Below are 18,697 nucleotides of genomic sequence, written 5' to 3'. Positions count from 1 at the left end.
CGGCGGGCGGTCAGCGGGGCGCGGGGCCCACCAGGTCACCGAGGACGTCCTCCATGGTGACGAACCCGAGCAGTGTTCCCTTGTCGCTGGTGACGGCGGCCAGGTGGGTGCTGCCCGCCCGCATGGCGGTCAGCGCGTCGTCCAGCGGCGTCTCCGGCCGGATGCGGATGACCGGGTGCAGGGCCTCGCGCGGGAACGGCCGGTCGCGGGCCGCCGCGCCGAGCGCGTCCTTGACGTGCAGGAAGCCCAGCACCGTCGTGCCGGGTCCGGTGACGGGGAAGCGGGAGTAGCCCGAGGTGGCTGAGACCCGCTCCAACTGCCGGGGGGTGACCCGGTGATCGACAGTGGTCATGCGGCCGACCGGGACGACGATCTCGGCGACGGTCCGGGTGCCCAGCGCCAGGGCGTCGCGCAACCGCTCGCTCTCGGCGGCCTCCAGCAGCCCGGCGTCGCTGGAGTCCTTGACGATACGGGCGAGTTCGTCATCGGTGAAGACGGAGGCGATCTCGTCCTTGGGCTCCACGCGCAGCAGCCGGAGCAGGACGTTGGCGAAGGCGTTGATGCCGAAGACGACGGGCCGCAGCGCGCGGGTCACCGCCACCAGCGCCGGGCCCAGCACCAGGGCGGTCCGCTCGGGGGCGGCCAGGGCGATGTTCTTGGGGACCATCTCCCCGATGAGCATGTGGAGATAGGTGGCCAGGGACAGCGCGACGGCGAAGGCGATCGGGTGCGCCAGCGCGCCGGGGACGCCGACGGCGTCGAAGGCCGGCTCCAGCAGGTGCGCGATGGCGGGCTCCGCGACCGCGCCCAGCACCAGGGACGAGACGGTGATGCCGAGTTGGGCGGTGGCCATCATGGGCGAGAGGTGGCGCAGGGCCCACAGCACGGTGCGGGCCCGCCGTTCACCGGCCTCGGCGCGCGGTTCGATCTGGTCGCGGCGCACCGAGATGAGGGCGAACTCGGCGCCGACGAAGAAGGCGTTGGTGACCAGGGTCAGCGCGCCGAGGGCGAGTTGGAAGGCCGTCATGGTCGGTCCCGGTGGTGGGGGCGGTCGGCGGTGTCGGGGTCCTGGGGGGCGTCGGGCGTGTCCTGGCCGTCGGGTCCGGGCGCGGTGATCCGGACGCGCACCGCGCGGTGGTGGGCGGTGGCCAGGACGGTCAGCCGCCAGCCCGCCGTCTCGGCGGTGTCACCGGCCGCGGGTATCCGGGCGAGCGCGGTGGCCAGCAGCCCGGCGACGGTCTCGTACGGGCCGTCCGGCGCGGTCAGGCCGATGGTGGCGAGCCGGTCGACGCGGACGCCGCCGTCGGCCTCCCAGACGCCGGGTCCGGCCGGGGCCAGGTCGGGCGCCTCGGCGGGGTCGTGCTCGTCGCGGACCTCTCCGACGACCTCCTCGACGATGTCCTCCAGGGTGACCACCCCGGCGGTGCCTCCGTACTCGTCCACGACGACGGCCAGCGCGCCGCCGCCACCGCGCAGCCGGTCCAGCAGCCGGTCCACCGGCACGCTGTCGGGCACCAGCAGCGGCTCGGCCATCACGTCGGAGACGGGGGTGATGGCCCGCACCCGGTCGCCGAGGGCGAGGATGGCCTTGATGTGGACGACGCCCACGACGTCGTCCAGGCCGTCGCGGTAGACGGGGAACCGGGAGAGGCCGGTGGCCAGCGTCAGGTTGGCCGCGTCGGCGGCGCTGGCGACGGTGGCCAGCGCGTGGACGTCCACGCGCGGCGTCATCACGCTCTGCGCCGTCAGCTCCCCCAGGTGCAGGGTGCGGACGAACAGCTCGGCCGAGTCCTGCGGCAGGACGCCCTCGGCCGCCGAGTGCCGGGCCAGCGCGACCAGTTCCTGCGGGGTGCGGGCGGAGGCCAGCTCCTCGGCCGGCTCCAGGCCCAGCCGCCGGACCAGGCGGTTGGCGGTCCCGTTGAGGTGGCGGATGAACGGGCCGAACGCGGCGGTGAAGCCTCGCTGCGGCCCGGCGACCACCCGGGCGACGGCCAGCGGCCGGGAGATCGCCCAGTTCTTCGGGACCAGCTCGCCCACCACCATCAGCACCACCGTGGAGAGCGCCACGCCGAGGGCGACGGCCGCCGTGGACGCCGCGCCGCCGGTCAGCCCGGCCGCCTCCAGCGGCCCGCGCAGCAGTCCGGCGAGCGACGGCTCGGCCAGCATGCCGATCACCAGCGAGGTGACCGTGATGCCCAATTGCGCGCCGGAGAGCTGGAACGTCAGCGCGCGCACGCCCTCCAGCGCTCCCGCGGCGCCCTTGTCGCCCGCGGCGGCGGCCCGTTCCAGCTCGCCGCGCTCCACGGTCGTCAGCGAGAACTCGGCGGCCACGAACACCGCGCAGGCCAGCGTCAGCGACAACGCGACGAGCAGCAGCACGACTTCCGTCACCGGGGCACCCCCGTCCGGGCCGACTCGGGGCACTCGCGCGGGACGCGGGCGGCTACACGACGGGGACGTGGACTGGGAGGCTCGTCCATCGTGGGGCGGATGCTCCTTCTGAGCCGGTGACCGGCCCGGACGGGGGGCCGGCGGAGCCGGTGGCCCCTGTTTCTACACGGATGTCGAAGACACTGCCGATGATGATACGGCCCGCCCGCCGCGGACCCCGGTCAGCGGGCGCCGCGCGGCTCGCGGGGGGCCGCCGGGCCGAGGAGGCCGCGCAGCAGCCGCGCGTCCGCGGACGACAGCGCGGCGGCGAACCCGGCCAGCACCGCCTCGCGGTCCGGCTCCCCCTCCAGCACCTGGCACATCCGCCGCGCGGCGAGCCGGGCCCGGTCCGCGGCGGGCGTCCAGACGAAGGCGCGGCCCGCCCGCTCCCGGGTCACGGCGCCCTTGGCGTGCAGGCGGGAGAGGATCGTCACCACGGTGGTGTGGGCGAGGCCGCCACCGAGCCACTCCCGCACCCAGGCGGCGGCGACCGGCCGCTCCGCCCGCCGCAGCGCGGCGAGCACCTGGGCCTCCAGTTCGCCCCGGCCCCGGCGCCGGGGCCGCCCGTCCTGGTCCTGGTCCTGGTCCCTCACACGGTCTCCCCTCAGCCGCCCCGCACAAGACGGTTCAACGCTCAGTATGGAAATCCGGGAGCGGTCCCACGTGTGAGTACTCCAGCCGTAGATGGCGATCTCGCTGGTGGGGCGTACCCGCTCCAGGTCTCCAACTCGGCGTGCTCGGCCGCCCGGCCGGGCCGTGGGCGACCAGAGGGCTTCCCCCGGCCGCGGCCCCCACCGCGAGCAGGGGAACTCCCACCGCCATCGCGAGTTCGAAGCCCCATTCGCTCCACCTGCCCCCGCGCATACCCCCGTTGTCGCCCCCCGTGCCCCAGGAGGCGGGGGAGTCGCCCGGCAGGATTGTCGGCTTCGTCGAGGAGCGCAACCCCGGCCAGGCTGATCTCCGGCTTTCGCGGGGGACCCGACAGCCTGTGACAGGAACGGCTGCTGGTCCTGCCCAGCGGCACACCACGGCCGCGCACCGACAGCGCGCTGATGGTTGTCCGTGCCCTCCGCCGTGAGCGTCGCGCTCAGCCGCATGGGCGGCTCTTGTTCCCCGGCCGCAGGCGCACGGCCCGCCGGCGTGGGCCGGCGGGCCGTGCGGTGAAGGGCCGGTGCGTTACGGCTGTTGCTTCGCCTCGTCGACGACGGCGTAGTCCGTGAGGGAGGTCCACTGGACGTACGTGGCGCTGCCGTCGTCCGCGGCCTCGCGGTGGATCACCGCCGACAGCGGCACGGCCAGGCTGGCCCGCCACCGATCTCGCGCCACCCGCGACTGCGGACGGGTCACGTTCTCGAACACCTCCTGACGCCCGCCCCCGCCCCGCCCCGCCATGGCTTCCGCGGCCGGGCCCCGGCCCCCGCGCCGCGCGGCGGTACGCTGCGGCCATGGACCGCCCGGCGTCGCGCAGCGAGACCGTCTCCGTGGTGTCCGCGCTGCTGCGCCGGACGCCCGAGCTGGGGGACCGGCTGGCCCGGAACCTCCGCGTCGAGCTGGAGTCCTACCGCGACGAGGACCGGGTGCCGGCCGACTCCCTGCGGGAGTCCTGCCGCCGGAACCTCGAGCTGCCGCTCCGGCACCTGCTGACCCCCGACCGGCCGCCGGATCTCGCCCCGGCCCGCAAGACCGGCCGCGAGCGCGCCCTCCAGGGGATCCCGCTGCCCGAGGTGCTCTACGCCTTCCGGACCGGCTTCGAGCTGCTCTGGTCCGAGCTGGTCGTCGAGGCCCGCCGCACCGGGGGCGTGTCCAGCGAAACGCTGGTGCCGCTGGCCGCCGAGGTGTGGCGGCTGGTCGGCGAGTACTCCGACTCGATGGCCATGGCCTACCGGGAGACCGCGGCCGAGCTGACGCTCCGCCGCGAGCAGGAGCGTTCCGTCCTCGTGGAGGCCCTGTTCACCGGCGTCATCACCGACCGGGTCACCCAGTGGGAGGCCGCCAGGACGCTCGGCCTCCCCGGCACCGGCCCCTACCTCGTCGCAGCGGCGGACGTCCCGGCGCCCGGCCAGGAGGCGTTGCCCGGCGTCGAGGCCGCGCTGCGGGCCGGCCAGGTGCCGTCCGCCTGGCGGCTCCTGCCCGACCAGCAGATCGGCGTGCTGTCCGTCCGCTCGCCCGACGCCGAGGCCGCGGCCCTGGATGTCCTCCGGGAGCACGGCACCCGCCTCGGCGTCAGCCCGCGGTACGACGCGCTGAGCGACACACCGCGGGCCCTGCGGTTCGCCCGCCTCGCGCTCACCGGCCTTACCGCCGGGAAGCCTGGCCTCGCCCAGTTCAGCGACAGCCCCGTCGCCATGCTGGCGGCGGCGGCCCCCGAGGAGGCGCGGCGGCTGGCCGGGGCCGTGCTGGACGGGATCCTGCGGCTGCCGCACCGCGAGCGGGACCGGCTGCTGGAGACCCTGGAGGTCTGGTACGCCGCCGGCGGCTCCGCGGACGAGGTCGGCCGGCGGCTCTTCTGCCACCCGAACACCGTCCGGTACCGGCTGCGCTCGGTGGAGGAGCTGACCGGCCGCTCGCTGAAGGACCCCGGTGCGGTGACCGATCTCGGCGTTGCGCTCCGCGCGCTGCGGCTGCTCCCCGAGGACACCGCCTGACGTCCCTTTCCCTCTTCGGTCAGGAGAGGTTGCGGGCCATGACGACGCGTGGGACTTGGTTGGTGCCTTCGTCGATCTGGGTGCTCTCGGCGTCGCGCGTCATGCGTTCGAGTGGGTAGGCGCGGGTAAAATCTGTAGCCGCCGAGGAGTTGGGCGGCCTCGACACCGCCCAGGCCGTGGCCCAGTCCCTGGACGAGGAGTTCAAGGAGCCCCCGTACGCGGCCCCCGCGCTGCCGCGCCGGATGGTCGCCGCGGGCCGGCTCGGCCGGAAGAGCGGCCAGGGCTTCTCCGTCTACGCCACCCCCGGCGCCGCCGCCCGAACCGGCACCGGGCCCGGCCGGTTCGTCAGCCCGCTGGCCCCAGGTAGGCGTTGGACACGGTGTCGGTGCTGAGGAGTTGGGTGACGGGGCCGTGGGCGGTGATCTGGCCGTGGGCGAGGATGTAGGCGGTGGTGCAGAGTTTTTCGACGAGGCGGACGTTCTGTTCGACCAGGAGCATGGTGGTGCCGTCGGCGGCGATGTCGTGGAGTACTTGGCCGATCTCGTCCACGGCGACGGGGGAGAGGCCGCTTGAGGGTTCGTCCAGGAGGATGAGGCGGGGTTCGGACATGAGGGCGCGGGCGATGGCGACGGTCTGCTGCTGGCCGCCGCTGAGGCGTCCGGCGGCTTCGTTGCGGCGTTCGCGCAGCCAGGGGAAACGCTCGTAGGCGCGTTCGAGGCGTGCCCGGCGGGTCGCGCGTCCCTGCCCGTAGGCCCCCAGCAGCAGGTTGTCCTCGATGGTCATGTTGGGGAACAGCCGCCGGTTCTCGGGGCACAGCGCGATGCCGGCGCGCACCAGGGCGGTGGTGTCGTGCTGGGTGACGTCGTGGCCGTCGAGGGTGATGTGGCCGGTGTGGCGGGGGACGCGGTGGTGGATGCCGAGGAGAGTGGTGGTCTTGCCGGCGCCGTTGGCGCCGAGGATGCCGGTGATGGTGCCGGTTCGGGCGTGGAGGGTGAGGTCGCGGACGGCGGTGGTGGGGCCGAAGGCGATGGTGAGGTGGTGGATGGTGAGCATGTTCAGGCTCCTCCGAGGTAGGAGGTGATGACGGCTTTGTCGGTGCGGATTTCCTCGGGGGTGCCGGTGGCGAGGACGGCGCCCGCGGCCATGACCAGGACGGTGTCGGCCAGGGGCATGAGGAACCGCATGTTGTGATCGACCACGATGACGCCCACCCCCCGGTCGTCGGCGACCCGGCGGACGGCTTCGCCGAGGACGTCTGCTTCGTTGTGGTCCATGCCGACGGCGGGTTCGTCCAGGAGGAGGACGCGGGGGCCGGTGGCGAGGGCGAGGGCGATCATCGCCAGCCGCTGGGCGGCGCTGGTGAGGCCGGCACAGGGCCGGTCCAGCAGGCCGTCCAGGGCGAGGATGTGGGCCAGTTCCTCGTCCGGCCAGGCGGTGTGCTCCCCCGGCTGCCGGCCGCTGCGTTCGCCGTGGGCGAGGCGGAGGCTGTCGCGGAGGGTCCAGGTGGGGAAGAGGCGGGTGGTCTGGAAGGTGCGGGCGATCCCGGCCCGGACCGCCCGGTGGGCTCCGCGCCCGGACGCGATCCGCCCGTCGAGGCTCACGGTCCCGGCCGTCGGGTCGTGCGTGCCGGCGAGGATGCTCAGCAGTGTCGTCTTGCCGGACCCGTTGGGACCGATGAGGCCGAGGATGGTGCCTGGGTCGAGGGTGAAGGAGACGTTGTCGACGGCGGCGACGCCGCCGAATTTCTTGGTGAGTCCCTCGGCGGTGAGCAGTGTGGTCATGGGGTGGCGGCCTCCTTCCGGACCTCGTCGGTGCGGATGGCGGGGTGTAGGCGGTGCCAGAGGGTGGCGAGTCCGCCGAGGATGCCGTTGGGGACGATGAGGGTGACGGCGACGAAGAGGACGCCGAGGACGATCTGGCTGGCTCCGGGGCCCAGGTCGAGGAGGTGGGTGAGGGTGAGGACGACGGCGCTGCCGACGACGGGGGCCAGGAGGCGTCCCGCTCCGGCGAGTCCGATGGCGACAAACATGAGGAAGCTCTGGGTGAAGGTGAACTGGGAGGGGGCGATGACGCCGTTGTACTGGGCGAAGAGGACGCCGGCCCAGGCGCCGAAGCCGGCGGAGAGGACGAAGGCGAGGAGTTTGACGCGGGTGGTGGGGACGCCGAGGTGCTGGGCGAGGTCCTCGTCCTCGCGGATGGCGCGCAGGCGGGCGCCGAGGCGGCTGCGGGCCAGGACGTAGTAGAGGGCCAGGGCTACGGCGAGGGAGAGGGCCATCAGGGTGACGGTGTCCTCCAGGGTGTAGCCGAGGTCGACGGGGCGGCCGTTGGGGCCGCCGGTCCAGTCGGTGGCGTTGGTGAAGACGAGGGTGGTGACGGCGGTGAAGAAGAGGGTGCCGATGGCGAAGTACTGGCCGCGGGTGCGGCTGAAGACGAGTGCGACGACCAGCCCGGCCAGCATGGTTCCGGTGACCGCGAGGAGTGCGGCCACGGTCATGGGCAGGCCCTCTTCGAGGAGGATCGCGGAGAGGTAGGCGCCGCCGCCGTAGAACGCGGCGTGCGCCAGGCTCGGGTAACCCCCAAGACCCTGGACCAGATTCAGGCCGGTGAGGGCGATGGTCCACATCACGGCGAGCAGTGCGACCTGGCCCTGCTCGCCTTCGAGCGTGGTCAGCATCTGGTGGGCGAGCAGGCCCAGCGCGGCGATCCCGCCCAGCGCCCCCCCATGCCGCAACCAGGGCGGCGGTCCGTTCAGTGGTGCGGAGGTGTGCACGTCAGGCCACCCTTCTTGCTGGGGCGCCGGCGAGCCCCGCGGGGCGCCAGACGAGGACGATCACGAGGAGGAGGAATCCGAAGGCGCTCTGGTAGGCGGAGCTGATGTAGGCGGAGCCGAGGCTCTCGGCGATGCCGAGGACCAGCCCGCCGGTCACCGCGCCGCCCACGCTGCCCATTCCCCCGAGGACCACGACGACGAAGGCGCTCAGCAGGACTTCGTCGGCCATGTAGGGCGAGACCTGGAAGGTCGGCGCGTAGGCGACGGCCGCGACGCCGGCCAGCAGTCCCGCGATGAGGAAGGCGAGGGTGAACTGCCGACGCATCGGAATGCCGAGCATGCCCGCCGCCTCCCGGTCCTGGGCGACCGCCCGCATCGCCCGGCCCAGCGACGTACGGGTCAGCAGCAGGTGCAGGGCGGCCAGGGACAGGAACGCCAGCACGATCAGCGCGACCTTCACGCCGGACAGCGACACCCCGCCGAACTCAAGGAGCGCGTCGTCGTAGGGGGTGTCCAGCGAACGGCCGTCACCGCCGTACATCCGCAGCGCGGTGTTCTGGAGAATCAGCAGCAGCCCGAGGGCGACGGCGGGCGCGGCGGCGGGGTTGTCGATGATCCACCGGTAGGCGAACACCTCGGCCAGCACCGAGACCACGCCGCCGCAGGCGATCCCGGCCAGGGCGGCGAGGACGAACGGGGCTCCGGCGTCACTGGCCCACCAGGTGGTGTAGGCGGCCAGGACGATGACGCCGGCGTGCGCGAAGTTGGGCACCTCCATCACGCCGTAGACGAGGGTGAGACCGACGGCGATGACGGCGAACAGGCAACCGAGGAAGACACCGTTGACGAGAACCTGACTCATGAGCAGGGGTCCGCCGCGAGTTCGGGCGACACGATCTCGCCGTCGATGACATCGAAGGTGAGGGCGCTGTCGATGGTCTGCTGACCGGAGCACCAGGTGGTGACCTCCGAGGCCGTGCGGGCGCCGCGGTCGGTGAAGAGCCGCCTGTCGTCACCGGCTATCCAGCCGCTGACGGTGCCCTCGGGCACCTCGATCTCATGCAGCGCCTCGGTGATCGCCTCCCGGTCGGTCGTGGTCCCGGCCCGTGTCATCGCCTCGGCGACGATGAAGGGGAAGTCGTAGGCCCACATGGTCAGATCCTGCGGGTACTCGTTGTAGGCGAGCTGGTATTCCTGGGCGAACGTGCTCGTCGCGGGGTTGGCCGAGGTGGTGGGCAGCGTTCCGGCACAGTCGTAGTTGTCCGTCATGATCGTGTCGAAGCCGCTGCCGAGGATCTCCTCGGCCTGCTCGGGGTTGACGCCGCTGCTGTGCAGGACGGGGCCGTCGTAGCCGGACTGCCGCAGCTGCTTGAGGACCGGCAGGATCACTGCCGTCACGCTGCTCAGGTAGATCGCGTCCGGGTCCGCCGCCACCGCCTCGCTGATCGCGTTGCTGTAATCGGTCGCCCCCACCGGGAACTCACTGCTGGCCACGATCTCCACGCCCTCCTGCCCGGCCGACTCCTGGACCAGCTGGGTCAGGCCCTCGCCGTAGGGCTCGCCCGAGGCGGTGATGACCGAAACGGAGGTGGCGCCGAGTTCCTCCCTGGCGTAGTAGAGGCAGCCCGGCACATAGGTCGGCGAGCCGCCGCGGGTGAGGAACAGGTTCTCGTCCAGGTCGAGGATGCTGGGGTATGAGCTGTCCAGGATGTTGATCATCGGGACGGGCGTGCGTTCGAGCTGCGGCACGTAGGTCGCCGAGCCCAAGCCGTAGGCGATGACCGGGAGTTCCTGAGCCTGGGCCATCTCCCGCAGGGCGGTCACGCCGGTGGTGGCCGGGTCGGACTCGTCGTCGGCGTAGCTGATCTGCAGGTCGTACCGCTCGCCGGCGACGGTGAAGCCCGTCTCGTTGAGCGTCTGGACGCCCAGGGCCATGGCGTTCCGCTGCGCCGGGCCGAGCGTCGAGTAGATCCCGGACATGGACAGGATCGCGCCGACCGTGACCGTGCCGCCGTCGCCGCCGGAGTCGCTGTCCGAGGCACAGGCGGCCGTGGACACGAGCATCGCGGCGGCCGTCAGCGCCGCTGCTGACTTGAAGAGCATGGTGATTCCTCACAAAGGACGGGGTGAAGTGCTGCCGAACTCTAGGTCGACAGATGGCCGCAATCAAGAGATTCGTTCGACATTGTCGAATCACTGTCGACTCGCGTCCCGCTCCCCGACGCTCCCGCTTGACCTGCCAACCCACGACCTTCGGCCTGCCGACGCGAGCACTCACCTCTTGTCCGGCAAACGGTATGGGTGACCGCCGTTCGACAATGTCTACCCTCCTGATCGGCCCAGGCCAAGGGCACCTGATTGTTCCGCCGGACAAAGCGCCGATGCGAACCCTGTGAGTGGCGCCATGGCCGACCCGCGGTCCGGCGGCGCACCATGGCGCGGATGTCAATGGCTGATATCCCGGGAGATGCGTCGTGACCAATCTGGCGAGGAATCTGATCGAAGCGGCCCGCCGTTTCCCGGACCGCGCCGCCGTGCGCCTGGGCGAGCGTGAACTGACCTACGCCGGGCTCGACCGCGTCTCGGCCCGCGTCGCGGCCGAGCTGCGCGGCAGGGGCCTGGCGGCCGGCGACCGGGTGGGCCTGATGCTGCCCAACGTCCCCGAGTTCGTCGCCCTCTACTACGGCGTGCTGCGGGCCGGCGGCGTCGTCGTCCCGCTGAACCCGCTGCTGAAGGAGCGGGAGACCGCGTACCACCTCCAGGACTCGGGCGCCGCCCTCATCTACGCCTGGCACGAGGCCCCCGGCGAGGCCGCCAAGGGCGCCGCCGCGGCCGGCGTCCAGCTGGTCGAGGTCGTCCCCGGCGCCTTCGAGGCACCCGAAGGCGAGGCACCCGAGGACGAGGCACCCGTCCGGGACGGCTACGAGGCGGACCGCCGGGACGGCGACATCGCCGTGATCCTCTACACCTCGGGCACCACGGGCCGACCCAAGGGCGCCGCCCTCACCCACGGCGCGCTCGCCCACAACTGCGCGGTCAACGTCGCGACCATCCAGCACCTCGGCCCCGACGACGTGATCCTCGGAGCGCTCCCGCTCTTCCACACCTTCGGGCAGACCTGCGCCATGAACTCCGCCGTGCTCAGCGGCGCCTGCCTCACCCTGATGCCCCGCTTCGACCCCGGCGCCGTCTTCGAGATCATCGCCCGGGACCGGGTGACCGTCTTCGACGGCGTGCCCACCATGTACACCGGCCTGCTCCACCACCCGGGGGCCGCCGGGGCCGACGTCTCCAGCCTGCGGCTGTGCGTCTCGGGCGGCGCCTCGCTCCCGGTCGAGATCCTGCACGGCTTCGAGAAGGCGTTCGGCTGCGTGATCCTGGAGGGCTACGGCCTCTCGGAGGCGTCACCTCTGGTCTCCTTCAACCACCCCGACCGCCCGCGCAAGGCCGGCTCCATCGGCACGCCCATCCGGGACGTCGCGGTGCGGCTGCTCGACGCCTCCGGCACCGACGTCGGCACCGGCGAGGTCGGCGAGATCGCCGTCCGCGGCCCGAACCTGATGCACGGCTACTGGAACCGCTCCAAGGAGACCCACGAGACGATGCCCGACGGCTGGCTGCGCACCGGCGACCTTGCCCGCCAGGACGAGGACGGGTACCTCTATATCGTCGACCGCACCAAGGACCTCATCATCCGCGGCGGGTACAACGTCTACCCGCGCGAGCTGGAGGAGGTGCTCTACGAACACCCCGCCGTCGCCGAGGCCGCGGTCATCGGCGTCCCCCACGACCGCCTCGGCGAGGAGGTCGCCGCGGCCGTCGCCCTCAAGCCCGGCACCCGCGCCGACGCCGACGAGATACGCGACTTCGTCCAGCAGCGCGTCGCCGCCTACAAATACCCCCGACGCGTATGGTTCCTCCCCGCTCTTCCCAAGGGAGCCACCGGCAAGATCCTCAAGCGCGCCATCCAGCCACCACCGTCCGAACCGTCAAGGACCGCCGTGTTCACCTTCACCACCAGCGACGACGTCACCATCCACGTACGCGAATGGCTGCCGGACGGCCCGCCGCGCGCCGTCGTCCAGATCGCCCACGGCATGGGCGAGCACTCCGCCCGCTACACCCCCCTCGCCCAGGCGCTGGCCGCCCGCGGCTACGCCGTCTACGCTGACGACCACCGCGGCCACGGGCTGAGCATGCACGCCGGCCCCGGCGTCCTCGGGGACGACGGCTGGAACCAGCTCGTCGAGGACCTCGCCACCCTGTCCGCGACGGCGAGGCAGCGCCACCCCGGCCTGCCGCTGGTGCTGCTCGGCCACAGCCTCGGCTCGTTCGCCGCCCAGCAGTACGTGATGGACCACCCCGGCCTGGCCGACGTCGTGGTGCTGTGCGGGACCACGGCCGTGGATGGGCTCTTCGCGCGGCTGATCGAGGCCGGCCCCGACGTGATGGCCGCGTTCAACGCCCCCTTCCAGCCCGCCAGGACGGACGCGGACTGGCTCAGCCGCGACGAGGCGCAGGTCGACGCCTACCTGGCCGACCCCTGGTGCGGCTTCACCCTCGACGACACGGCCATGGCCGAGCTGTCCACGGCCGCGTCCTCCCGCCTCGCCGAGCCGCTCGGCATCCCGGCGGACCTGCCCGTGTACGTCCTGGTCGGCGACCAGGACCCGCTCAACGCCCACCTGTCGCTCAGCGCCCTCCTCGTCGAGCGGTACCGGAAGGCCGGCCTGAACCGGCTGACCTACCGCACCTACCCGGGCGCCCGGCACGAGCTGTTCAACGAGATCAACCGGGACGAGGTCGTCGCCGACCTGCTGGCCTGGCTGGACGACGTCACGCGCTGACGCCCGGCGCGGTCCGGACAGCCCGGCCCGGCGCGGCGGTTCCGCCGCCTGTGCCGGGCCGGGCTGTCCGGTGTGGGCCTTCAGGCCGCCGGGTGGCCCGATCAGTGGCCGTGCGCCCCGTCCCCACCCCTGTCCCCGCCCCCCAGGACGGTGAACTCCGCCGTATGGACAGTCCATTCGTGCTGGAAGTCCAGGTGGAGGCGGTAGCAGAGGTCGCCGACCCGAAGGGCGACGAAATGTCCGTAGGCGCCGACGCAGGGCTCCAGGTCGGTCACCGGGCGGCCGTTCCCGCTTGAGCCGCGGGGCGCACGATCCCGGCTGAGAGAACGCTCGGGGTGGCATCCAGAGCCATGCCGGCCTCAGCGCGATCGAGCGCACTGCCGGCCGTGATGAGACAGTCCGCGCGGTGCGCAGTCACCCGGCCGGGCGGGGTACGCCGCGAGCAGCGTGATCCGTGCCGTCCTCGGCGGTGTCGCGGACGTCCGAGGGGTACGTCCTTGATCGCCCGTGCCCGCCACACGGCCAGCAGCTTTCCGAGCAGTCCGCGAACAGCCCCTCGGGGCAGGCCGAGCTGGCCTCCGTCGTTGAGCTCCGTGATCTCCGTCAGCAGCGAGTCCAGGCCGACCGCGACCGGGGCAGCGCTTGAGCCCACCCCGGCGGCGCCACATGCTACCGACCGGTTCGGCGTGTCACGGCTCTCCCGGGTGCGGTAGATTTTCTCGCGCCACCGACTGATCGCTGCACACCCAACGCATGCGGGAGAAGAAGCATGGGAGTTTCCCTTTCCAAGGGCGGCAACGTCTCACTGACCAAGGAGGCGCCGGGCCTGACGGCGATTCTGGTCGGACTGGGCTGGGATGTGCGGACGACGACGGGTGCCGCCTACGACTTGGACGCCAGCGCGCTGCTGTGCACCGGCTCCGGCAAGGTCGCCTCGGACCAGCACTTCGTCTTCTTCAACAACCTGACCAGTCCGGACGGTTCGGTGGAGCACACCGGGGACAACCTGACGGGTGAGGGTGAGGGCGACGACGAGATCATCAAGGTGAACCTGGCGACCGTGCCCGCCGAGATCTCCACCATCGTCTTCCCCGTGTCGATCTACGACGCCGCCAACCGCGGCCAGAGCTTCGGCCAGATCCGCAACGCCTTCATCCGCATCGTCAACCAGGCCAACGGCGCGGAGATCGCCCGGTACGACCTGAGCGAGGACGCCGCGACCGAGACGGCGATGATCTTCGGCGAGGTGTATCGCCACGGCGAGGAGTGGAAGTTCCGCGCGGTGGGCCAGGGTTACGCCTCGGGCCTGGCGGGGATCGCCACCGACTACGGCGTCAACGTCTGAGGCCGGCGCACCGGCTCAACGGCCCTCGAAGCCGGACACGTCAGGGACGTGTCCGGCTTTCGCGTGTGCGGGTACCGTGCCTCCGCGCGGACAGATTTCATATGAGACGAGAAATGTTCACCGAATCGACGGGAATTCGTCCATCCGTGTTTCACCCCGCACTTTCAGCGAAACCCAAGGGCCCTCTCAGGAATTTCAAAGAATCCACTGCCTGAATTAGCCCGACTCCGCCAAGGAGTAAAAGACTCGCAAATCGATCCGCACACATGGTCGATTTGCGCGCTGAAAGGGCGAGTACTGCGAGTGGATAGCACACGTATCCGAACTACTGAGAAAGACCGGGACTTTCCCTCGTCGGCCGGAAACAGCGCGGTGTACCGGTCGCGTCCCGCCGCGCCGCCGCGCACGCTGCTCGACATTCTGCGGCATTCCGTCGCCGCGTGGCCGACGGCGATCGCCGTGGACGACGGCGAGATCGCGCTCACCTACCGGGAATGGGACGCGGCCGTCACCGAACTGGCCGGAGAACTGCGGGACATGGGAATCGGCAGAGGTGACCGGGTCGGCGTCCGCGTGCCGTCCGGTTCCGCCGGCCTCTATCTGGCGATTCTCGCCGTGCTGGCGGCGGGAGCCGCGTATGTGCCGGTCGACGCCGACGATCCCGACGAGCGCGCCGAGTTGGTCTGGCGGGAGGCCGACGTGTGCGCCGTGATCGGCGCCGGGCAGGCGGTCACGCTCCGGCCGGGGACCGCGCCGGGCGCGCGCCCCGGTGGCCCGGAGACCGGCGACGACGCCTGGATCATCTTCACCTCCGGCTCCACCGGCCGGCCCAAGGGCGTGGCGGTGAGCCACCGTTCGGCGGCGGCCTTCGTGGACGCCGAGGCACGGCTCTTCGTGCCGGACGCCCCGATCGGCCCCGGGGACCGCGTGCTGGCGGGCCTGTCGGTGGCGTTCGACGCCTCCTGCGAGGAGATGTGGCTTGCCTGGCGGCACGGCGCCTGCCTGGTGCCCGCCCCCCGCGAACGGGTGCGCGGCGGCGCCGAGCTCGGACCGTGGCTGCTGGAGCGGCGGATCACCGTGGTGTCCACGGTGCCCACCCTGGCCGCCCAGTGGTCGCGCGAGATGCTGGCCGGGGTCCGGCTGCTGATCCTCGGCGGCGAGGCGTGCCCGCCCGACGTGGTGCGGCGGTTCGCTCGCGACGGGCGCGAGGTGTGGAACACCTACGGCCCGACCGAGGCGACCGTGGTGGCCTGCGCGGCGCGGCTGCTGGACGGCGCGCCGGTGCGCATCGGGCTGCCCCTGGACGGCTGGGAGCTGGCCGTGGTCGGCGCCGGCGGCGAGCCCGTGGCCTGGGGGGAGACCGGCGAGCTGGTGATCGGCGGGGTGGGGCTGGGCCGTTACCTGGACGCCGGGAAGGACGCGGAACAGTACCGGCCGCTGCCCGCGCTGGGCTGGACCCGGGCCTACCGCACCGGGGACCTGGTCCGCGCCGACCGGGAGGGCCTGGAGTTCTCCGGCCGCGCCGACGACCAGGTGAAGATCGGCGGTCGGCGCGTCGAACTGGGCGAGATCGAGGCCGCGTTGCTCGCGCTTCCCGGCGTGGCGACGGCCGCGGCGGCGGTCCGGCGCACGCCGGGCGGGCTGGACGTGCTGGTCGGCTACCTGGTCCCGGCCGACGGCGACCCGGCGCGCTTCGACCGCGCGGGCTCACTGCGGCTGCTGCGCGAACGGCTGCCCGCGCCCCTGGTGCCCCGGCTGGTCGTGCTGGACACGTTCCCGGCGCGCGGCTCCGGCAAGGTCGACCGCGCGGCCCTGCCGTGGCCGCCGCCCGCCGAGTCGGGCGGCCCGGCCCCGGGCCCGCCGCCCCCGGACGCCGACGAGACCACCCGGTGGCTGCTCGGGCTGTGGAACGGTCTGCTGGGCACCGACGCCGGGCTCCACGACGATTTCTTCGACCTCGGCGGCACCAGCCTCGCCGCCGCCCGGCTGGTCTCCGCGCTGCGCGAGCGCTGCCCCGACGTGTCGGTCGCGGACCTCTACCGGCATCCCACCCCGGCCGCGCTCCGCTCCCGCCTGGAGGTGCCCTCCCCCACGGTGGCCACGCGGGCCGAGGGCCCGCGCACGCCACGGTCGGCCGGCTGGGTCCAGACGGCCGTCCAGCCGCTGCTGCACGCGGTGACCGGGCTGCGCTGGGTGGTGGCGATCGCGCTGGCCGGGAACGTGCTGGCCGCCCACGGGCACGCCTTCGATCTGCCCACCCTGTCCTGGTGGGTGGTGGCCCCGGCCTCCCTCGCGCTCTTCACCCTGCCCGGCCGCGTGCTCCTGGCCGGCGCGGGGGCACGCCTGCTGTGCGCGGGACTGCGGCCGGGCACGTACCGGCGCGGCGGCGGCGCGCATCTGCGGCTGTGGACGGCGGAACGATTCATCCGGGCCGTCAACGTGCGCCCGGCGACCGGCACCCTGTTCGTCGTCTGGTACGCCCGGCTGCTGGGGTGCCGGGTCGGCCACCGCGTCCACCTGCACGCGCTGCCGCCGGTCACCGGGCTGGGCACGTTCGGCGACAGCTGCGCGGTCGAGCCGGACGCCGACGTGGCCGGGTGGTGGCTGGACGGCGCCGCCCTGCGGGTCGGCGCGGTGCGGATCGGCACCGGAGCCCGGGTGGGCGAGCGCGCCACCCTGCTGCCCGGCGCCCGTGTCGGTGCGAACGCCGAGGTGCTGCCCGGGAGTTCCGTGCACGGGGTGGTACCGGACGGGGAGTGCTGGGGCGGCTCGCCGGCCGTCCGGCGGGAGGCCGAGCACTGGCCCGCCGAACGGGCCGTGCCGCGGGGCCGGTCGTACGCATGGGCGCTGGCCCGGCTGCTGACGCCCGCCCTGCGCGCGCTGCTGCTGTGGCTGGCCGTGCTGCCGGTGGTGGTGCTCGTCCTGGCCGCCACCTCCGAGGGCCTGGCCTCCCGGCTGCTCGTCTACACCCCGGCTGTGGTGGTGCTCGGCATGCTCTGCCACGCCGTGCTGGTGGTCGCCGCCGTCCGGCTGACCGGGCGGGCGCTGGAGCCGGGCGTGCACCCGGTGGACAGCCTGACCGGCTGGGCGGCGTGGCTGACCCACGACCTGACCGACATGGCGCGCCGGACGCTGTTCCCGCTGTACGCCAGCCTGTTCACCCCGGTGTGGCTGCGGCTCCTCGGCGCCCGGATCGGCCGTTCCGTCGAGCTGTCCACGGTGGTGGTGCTGCCCCGGATGCTCCGGGTCGCCGACGCGGCGTTCCTCGCCGACCAGGTGGTGGCCGCGCCCTACGAACTGCGCGGCGGGTGGCTGCGGATCGGCGTGGCCCGCATCGGCGAGCGGGCGTTCGTGGGCAACTCCGGGCTCGTCGGCCCCGAACGGACGGTGGGCGACGGCGCGTTGATCGGCGTGCTGTCCGACACCCCGGCCGAGGTCCCCGACGGCTCGTCCTGGCTGGGCAATCCGCCGATGCGGCTGCGGCGCGTTCCCGAACCGCACGACCCCTCCCGCACGTTCGCGCCCGCACGTTCGCTGCGGGCGGCGCGCGCCGGGGTGGAGCTGTGCCGGACCGTGCCGCTGCTGCTGGCCGGCGCGCTGCGGGTGGCGGTGACGTACGCGCTGTTGTTCGCCTGGGACGGCGGCGGGCCGTGGCTGGCGGTGCTGCTGTGCGGGCCGGTGCTGTGCGCGGCGGGGATCGTGGCGGCGGCGCTGACGACGGCGGCGAAGTGGCTGCTGATGGGCCGCTTCCGGCCGGGCCGCCACCCGCTGTGGAGCGCGTTCGTCTGGCGCAACGAACTGTACGACACGTTCGTCGAGGTGCTGGCCGTGCCCTGGCTGCTGCGGCCGGCGACCGGCACCCCGGTGCTGTCGTGGTGGCTGCGCAGCGTGGGCGCGCGGGTCGGGCGCGGCGTGTGGTGCGAGACGCACTGGCTCCCGGAGCCCGATCTGATCAGTGTGGGAGCGGGAGTGAGCGTGAACCGGGGCTGCGTGCTCCAGACGCACTTGTTCCACGACCGGGTGATGCGCCTGGAGCCGGTGCGGCTCGACGGCGGCGCCGTGCTGGGCCCGCACAGCATCGCGCTGCCCGGCAGCCGGATCGGCGCGTCGACCACGGTGGGCGCCGCCTCCCTGGTGATGGCGGCGGAACGGATCCCGGCGGGCGGGCGCTGGCAGGGCAACCCGATCAGGCGCGAACAGTAGCCGCGAACACGGCTGTTCGTTCGCGTCCGCGAACTTCCGTTACCTTGCTACAGGCTGAGAGACCGCAGTACACTTCACCCATCAGGAGACTTACCGCGTCTTCGACCGCGCCACGCAGAAGGGCCTGATCCCGGAGCCACCCAGGACCAGGCCCTGAGCGTGGAGCTGTGTGAGCCCGGCCGCGCTTCCTTCGGTCGGGCTCACTCCTTTTGAGCGAGCGAGCGTCCGACCGCGTCCGTGGCTCACGTGCGCGTTCTCCCGGCGCTACCGGGCGAATTGCCCCACGCAGGTGACGATCGCGACGACCAGGCCCAGCGTCGCGAGAGTGACCAGCCACCGGTCAGGTCCGGTCCACCGCGCGCGCTCGGGCTTCTCCGTTTCGAGGCCACCCATACGCTTCCTCCCATCTTCTCCAACCGGCCCTGGGAGCCAGGGCCTTCGACGGCCGTTCCACCGC

General features: G+C 73.0%; 14 protein-coding genes and 3 pseudogenes. 5 read left to right on the top strand and 12 right to left on the bottom strand.

Annotated elements, in window-relative coordinates; genetic code table 11:
* Positions 1-10: 10 nt before the first annotated feature.
* The 4 genes from OIE51_RS25825 to OIE51_RS25810 all read right to left on the bottom strand — a co-directional run bounded on the left by OIE51_RS25825 (position 11) and on the right by OIE51_RS25810 (position 3,777).
* Positions 11-1,027: a hemolysin family protein gene (locus tag OIE51_RS25825; RefSeq protein WP_326600271.1), complete on the bottom strand. Its 1,017-nt coding sequence runs from the start codon at positions 1,025-1,027 to the stop codon at positions 11-13.
* Positions 1,024-2,391 (bottom strand): hemolysin family protein, encoded by a 1,368-nt coding sequence (locus OIE51_RS25820; protein ID WP_326600270.1) that lies wholly within the window; start codon positions 2,389-2,391, stop codon positions 1,024-1,026. The genes OIE51_RS25825 and OIE51_RS25820 overlap by 4 nt, the downstream gene beginning before the upstream one ends.
* Before the next feature lie 221 nt (positions 2,392-2,612).
* The gene (locus tag OIE51_RS25815; RefSeq protein WP_326600269.1) at positions 2,613-3,023 is read right to left on the bottom strand and encodes a BlaI/MecI/CopY family transcriptional regulator; all 411 of its coding nucleotides are present in this window, start codon (positions 3,021-3,023) and stop codon (positions 2,613-2,615) included.
* A gap of 583 nt (positions 3,024-3,606) precedes the next feature.
* A complete protein-coding gene (locus OIE51_RS25810; protein ID WP_326600268.1) occupies positions 3,607-3,777 on the bottom strand; it encodes a hypothetical protein in 171 nt (56 codons plus the stop codon).
* Positions 3,778-3,875: 98 nt separating this feature from the next.
* Here OIE51_RS25810 and OIE51_RS25805 point away from each other — a divergent pair, with 98 nt between their 5' ends.
* Positions 3,876-5,075 carry a PucR family transcriptional regulator gene (locus OIE51_RS25805; protein WP_326600267.1) on the top strand — a complete coding sequence of 400 codons (1,200 nt, stop codon included), beginning with the start codon at positions 3,876-3,878 and terminating at the stop codon, positions 5,073-5,075.
* A 19-nt stretch (positions 5,076-5,094) separates the two neighbouring features.
* Here OIE51_RS25805 and OIE51_RS25800 read toward each other — a convergent pair.
* Positions 5,095-5,236: pseudogene (locus OIE51_RS25800) on the bottom strand (acyl-CoA dehydrogenase family protein); the annotation flags it as partial.
* On the opposite strand from OIE51_RS25800, the pseudogene OIE51_RS27050 reads away from it, so the two are divergent.
* Positions 5,222-5,371 (top strand): annotated as a pseudogene (locus OIE51_RS27050) (3-hydroxyacyl-CoA dehydrogenase family protein); the annotation flags it as partial. The pseudogenes OIE51_RS25800 and OIE51_RS27050 overlap by 15 nt on opposite strands.
* A gap of 49 nt (positions 5,372-5,420) precedes the next feature.
* On the opposite strand, the gene OIE51_RS25790 reads toward OIE51_RS27050, so the two are convergent.
* From OIE51_RS25790 to OIE51_RS25770, 5 genes are read right to left on the bottom strand one after another with little or no spacing between them, the layout of a single operon-like run.
* Positions 5,421-6,128 carry an ABC transporter ATP-binding protein gene (locus tag OIE51_RS25790; RefSeq protein ID WP_326600264.1) on the bottom strand — a complete coding sequence of 236 codons (708 nt, stop codon included), beginning with the start codon at positions 6,126-6,128 and terminating at the stop codon, positions 5,421-5,423.
* Positions 6,129-6,130: 2 nt separating this feature from the next.
* Positions 6,131-6,856: an ABC transporter ATP-binding protein gene (locus tag OIE51_RS25785; RefSeq protein WP_326600263.1), complete on the bottom strand. Its 726-nt coding sequence runs from the start codon at positions 6,854-6,856 to the stop codon at positions 6,131-6,133.
* A complete protein-coding gene (locus OIE51_RS25780; protein ID WP_326600262.1) occupies positions 6,853-7,845 on the bottom strand; it encodes a branched-chain amino acid ABC transporter permease in 993 nt (330 codons plus the stop codon). Before OIE51_RS25780 ends, OIE51_RS25785 begins: the two co-directional genes overlap by 4 nt.
* A gap of 1 nt (position 7,846) precedes the next feature.
* Positions 7,847-8,707: a branched-chain amino acid ABC transporter permease gene (locus tag OIE51_RS25775; protein WP_326600261.1), complete on the bottom strand. Its 861-nt coding sequence runs from the start codon at positions 8,705-8,707 to the stop codon at positions 7,847-7,849.
* A complete protein-coding gene (locus OIE51_RS25770) occupies positions 8,704-9,948 on the bottom strand; it encodes an ABC transporter substrate-binding protein (protein ID WP_326600260.1) in 1,245 nt (414 codons plus the stop codon). The genes OIE51_RS25775 and OIE51_RS25770 overlap by 4 nt, the downstream gene beginning before the upstream one ends.
* 371 nt (positions 9,949-10,319) lie before the next feature.
* Here OIE51_RS25770 and OIE51_RS27045 point away from each other — a divergent pair, with 371 nt between their 5' ends.
* Positions 10,320-12,692 (top strand): long-chain-fatty-acid--CoA ligase, encoded by a 2,373-nt coding sequence (locus OIE51_RS27045; protein WP_442812018.1) that lies wholly within the window; start codon positions 10,320-10,322, stop codon positions 12,690-12,692.
* A 101-nt stretch (positions 12,693-12,793) separates the two neighbouring features.
* Here the strand turns inward: OIE51_RS27045 and OIE51_RS25755 are convergent.
* Positions 12,794-12,985 (bottom strand): annotated as a pseudogene (locus tag OIE51_RS25755) (hypothetical protein); the annotation flags it as partial.
* 476 nt (positions 12,986-13,461) lie between these two features.
* On the opposite strand from OIE51_RS25755, the gene OIE51_RS25750 reads away from it, so the two are divergent.
* Both OIE51_RS25750 and OIE51_RS25745 read left to right on the top strand, forming a co-directional pair.
* Complete coding sequence (locus OIE51_RS25750) at positions 13,462-14,037, top strand: TerD family protein (protein ID WP_326600259.1); 576 nt, start codon at positions 13,462-13,464, stop codon at positions 14,035-14,037.
* A 372-nt stretch (positions 14,038-14,409) separates the two neighbouring features.
* Positions 14,410-18,240: a Pls/PosA family non-ribosomal peptide synthetase gene (locus tag OIE51_RS25745; RefSeq protein ID WP_326600257.1), complete on the top strand. Its 3,831-nt coding sequence runs from the start codon at positions 14,410-14,412 to the stop codon at positions 18,238-18,240.
* A 264-nt stretch (positions 18,241-18,504) separates the two neighbouring features.
* Here the strand turns inward: OIE51_RS25745 and OIE51_RS25740 are convergent, their stop codons facing one another.
* A complete protein-coding gene (locus OIE51_RS25740; RefSeq protein ID WP_326600256.1) occupies positions 18,505-18,633 on the bottom strand; it encodes a hypothetical protein in 129 nt (42 codons plus the stop codon).
* Positions 18,634-18,697 lie beyond the last annotated feature (64 nt).

This window comes from Streptomyces sp. NBC_01803 (genome assembly GCF_035917415.1).
Lineage (GTDB): Bacteria > Actinomycetota > Actinomycetes > Streptomycetales > Streptomycetaceae > Streptomyces.
Note: the sequence above shows the minus strand (reverse complement) of the source record. Positions and strands in the feature narration are given on the sequence as shown.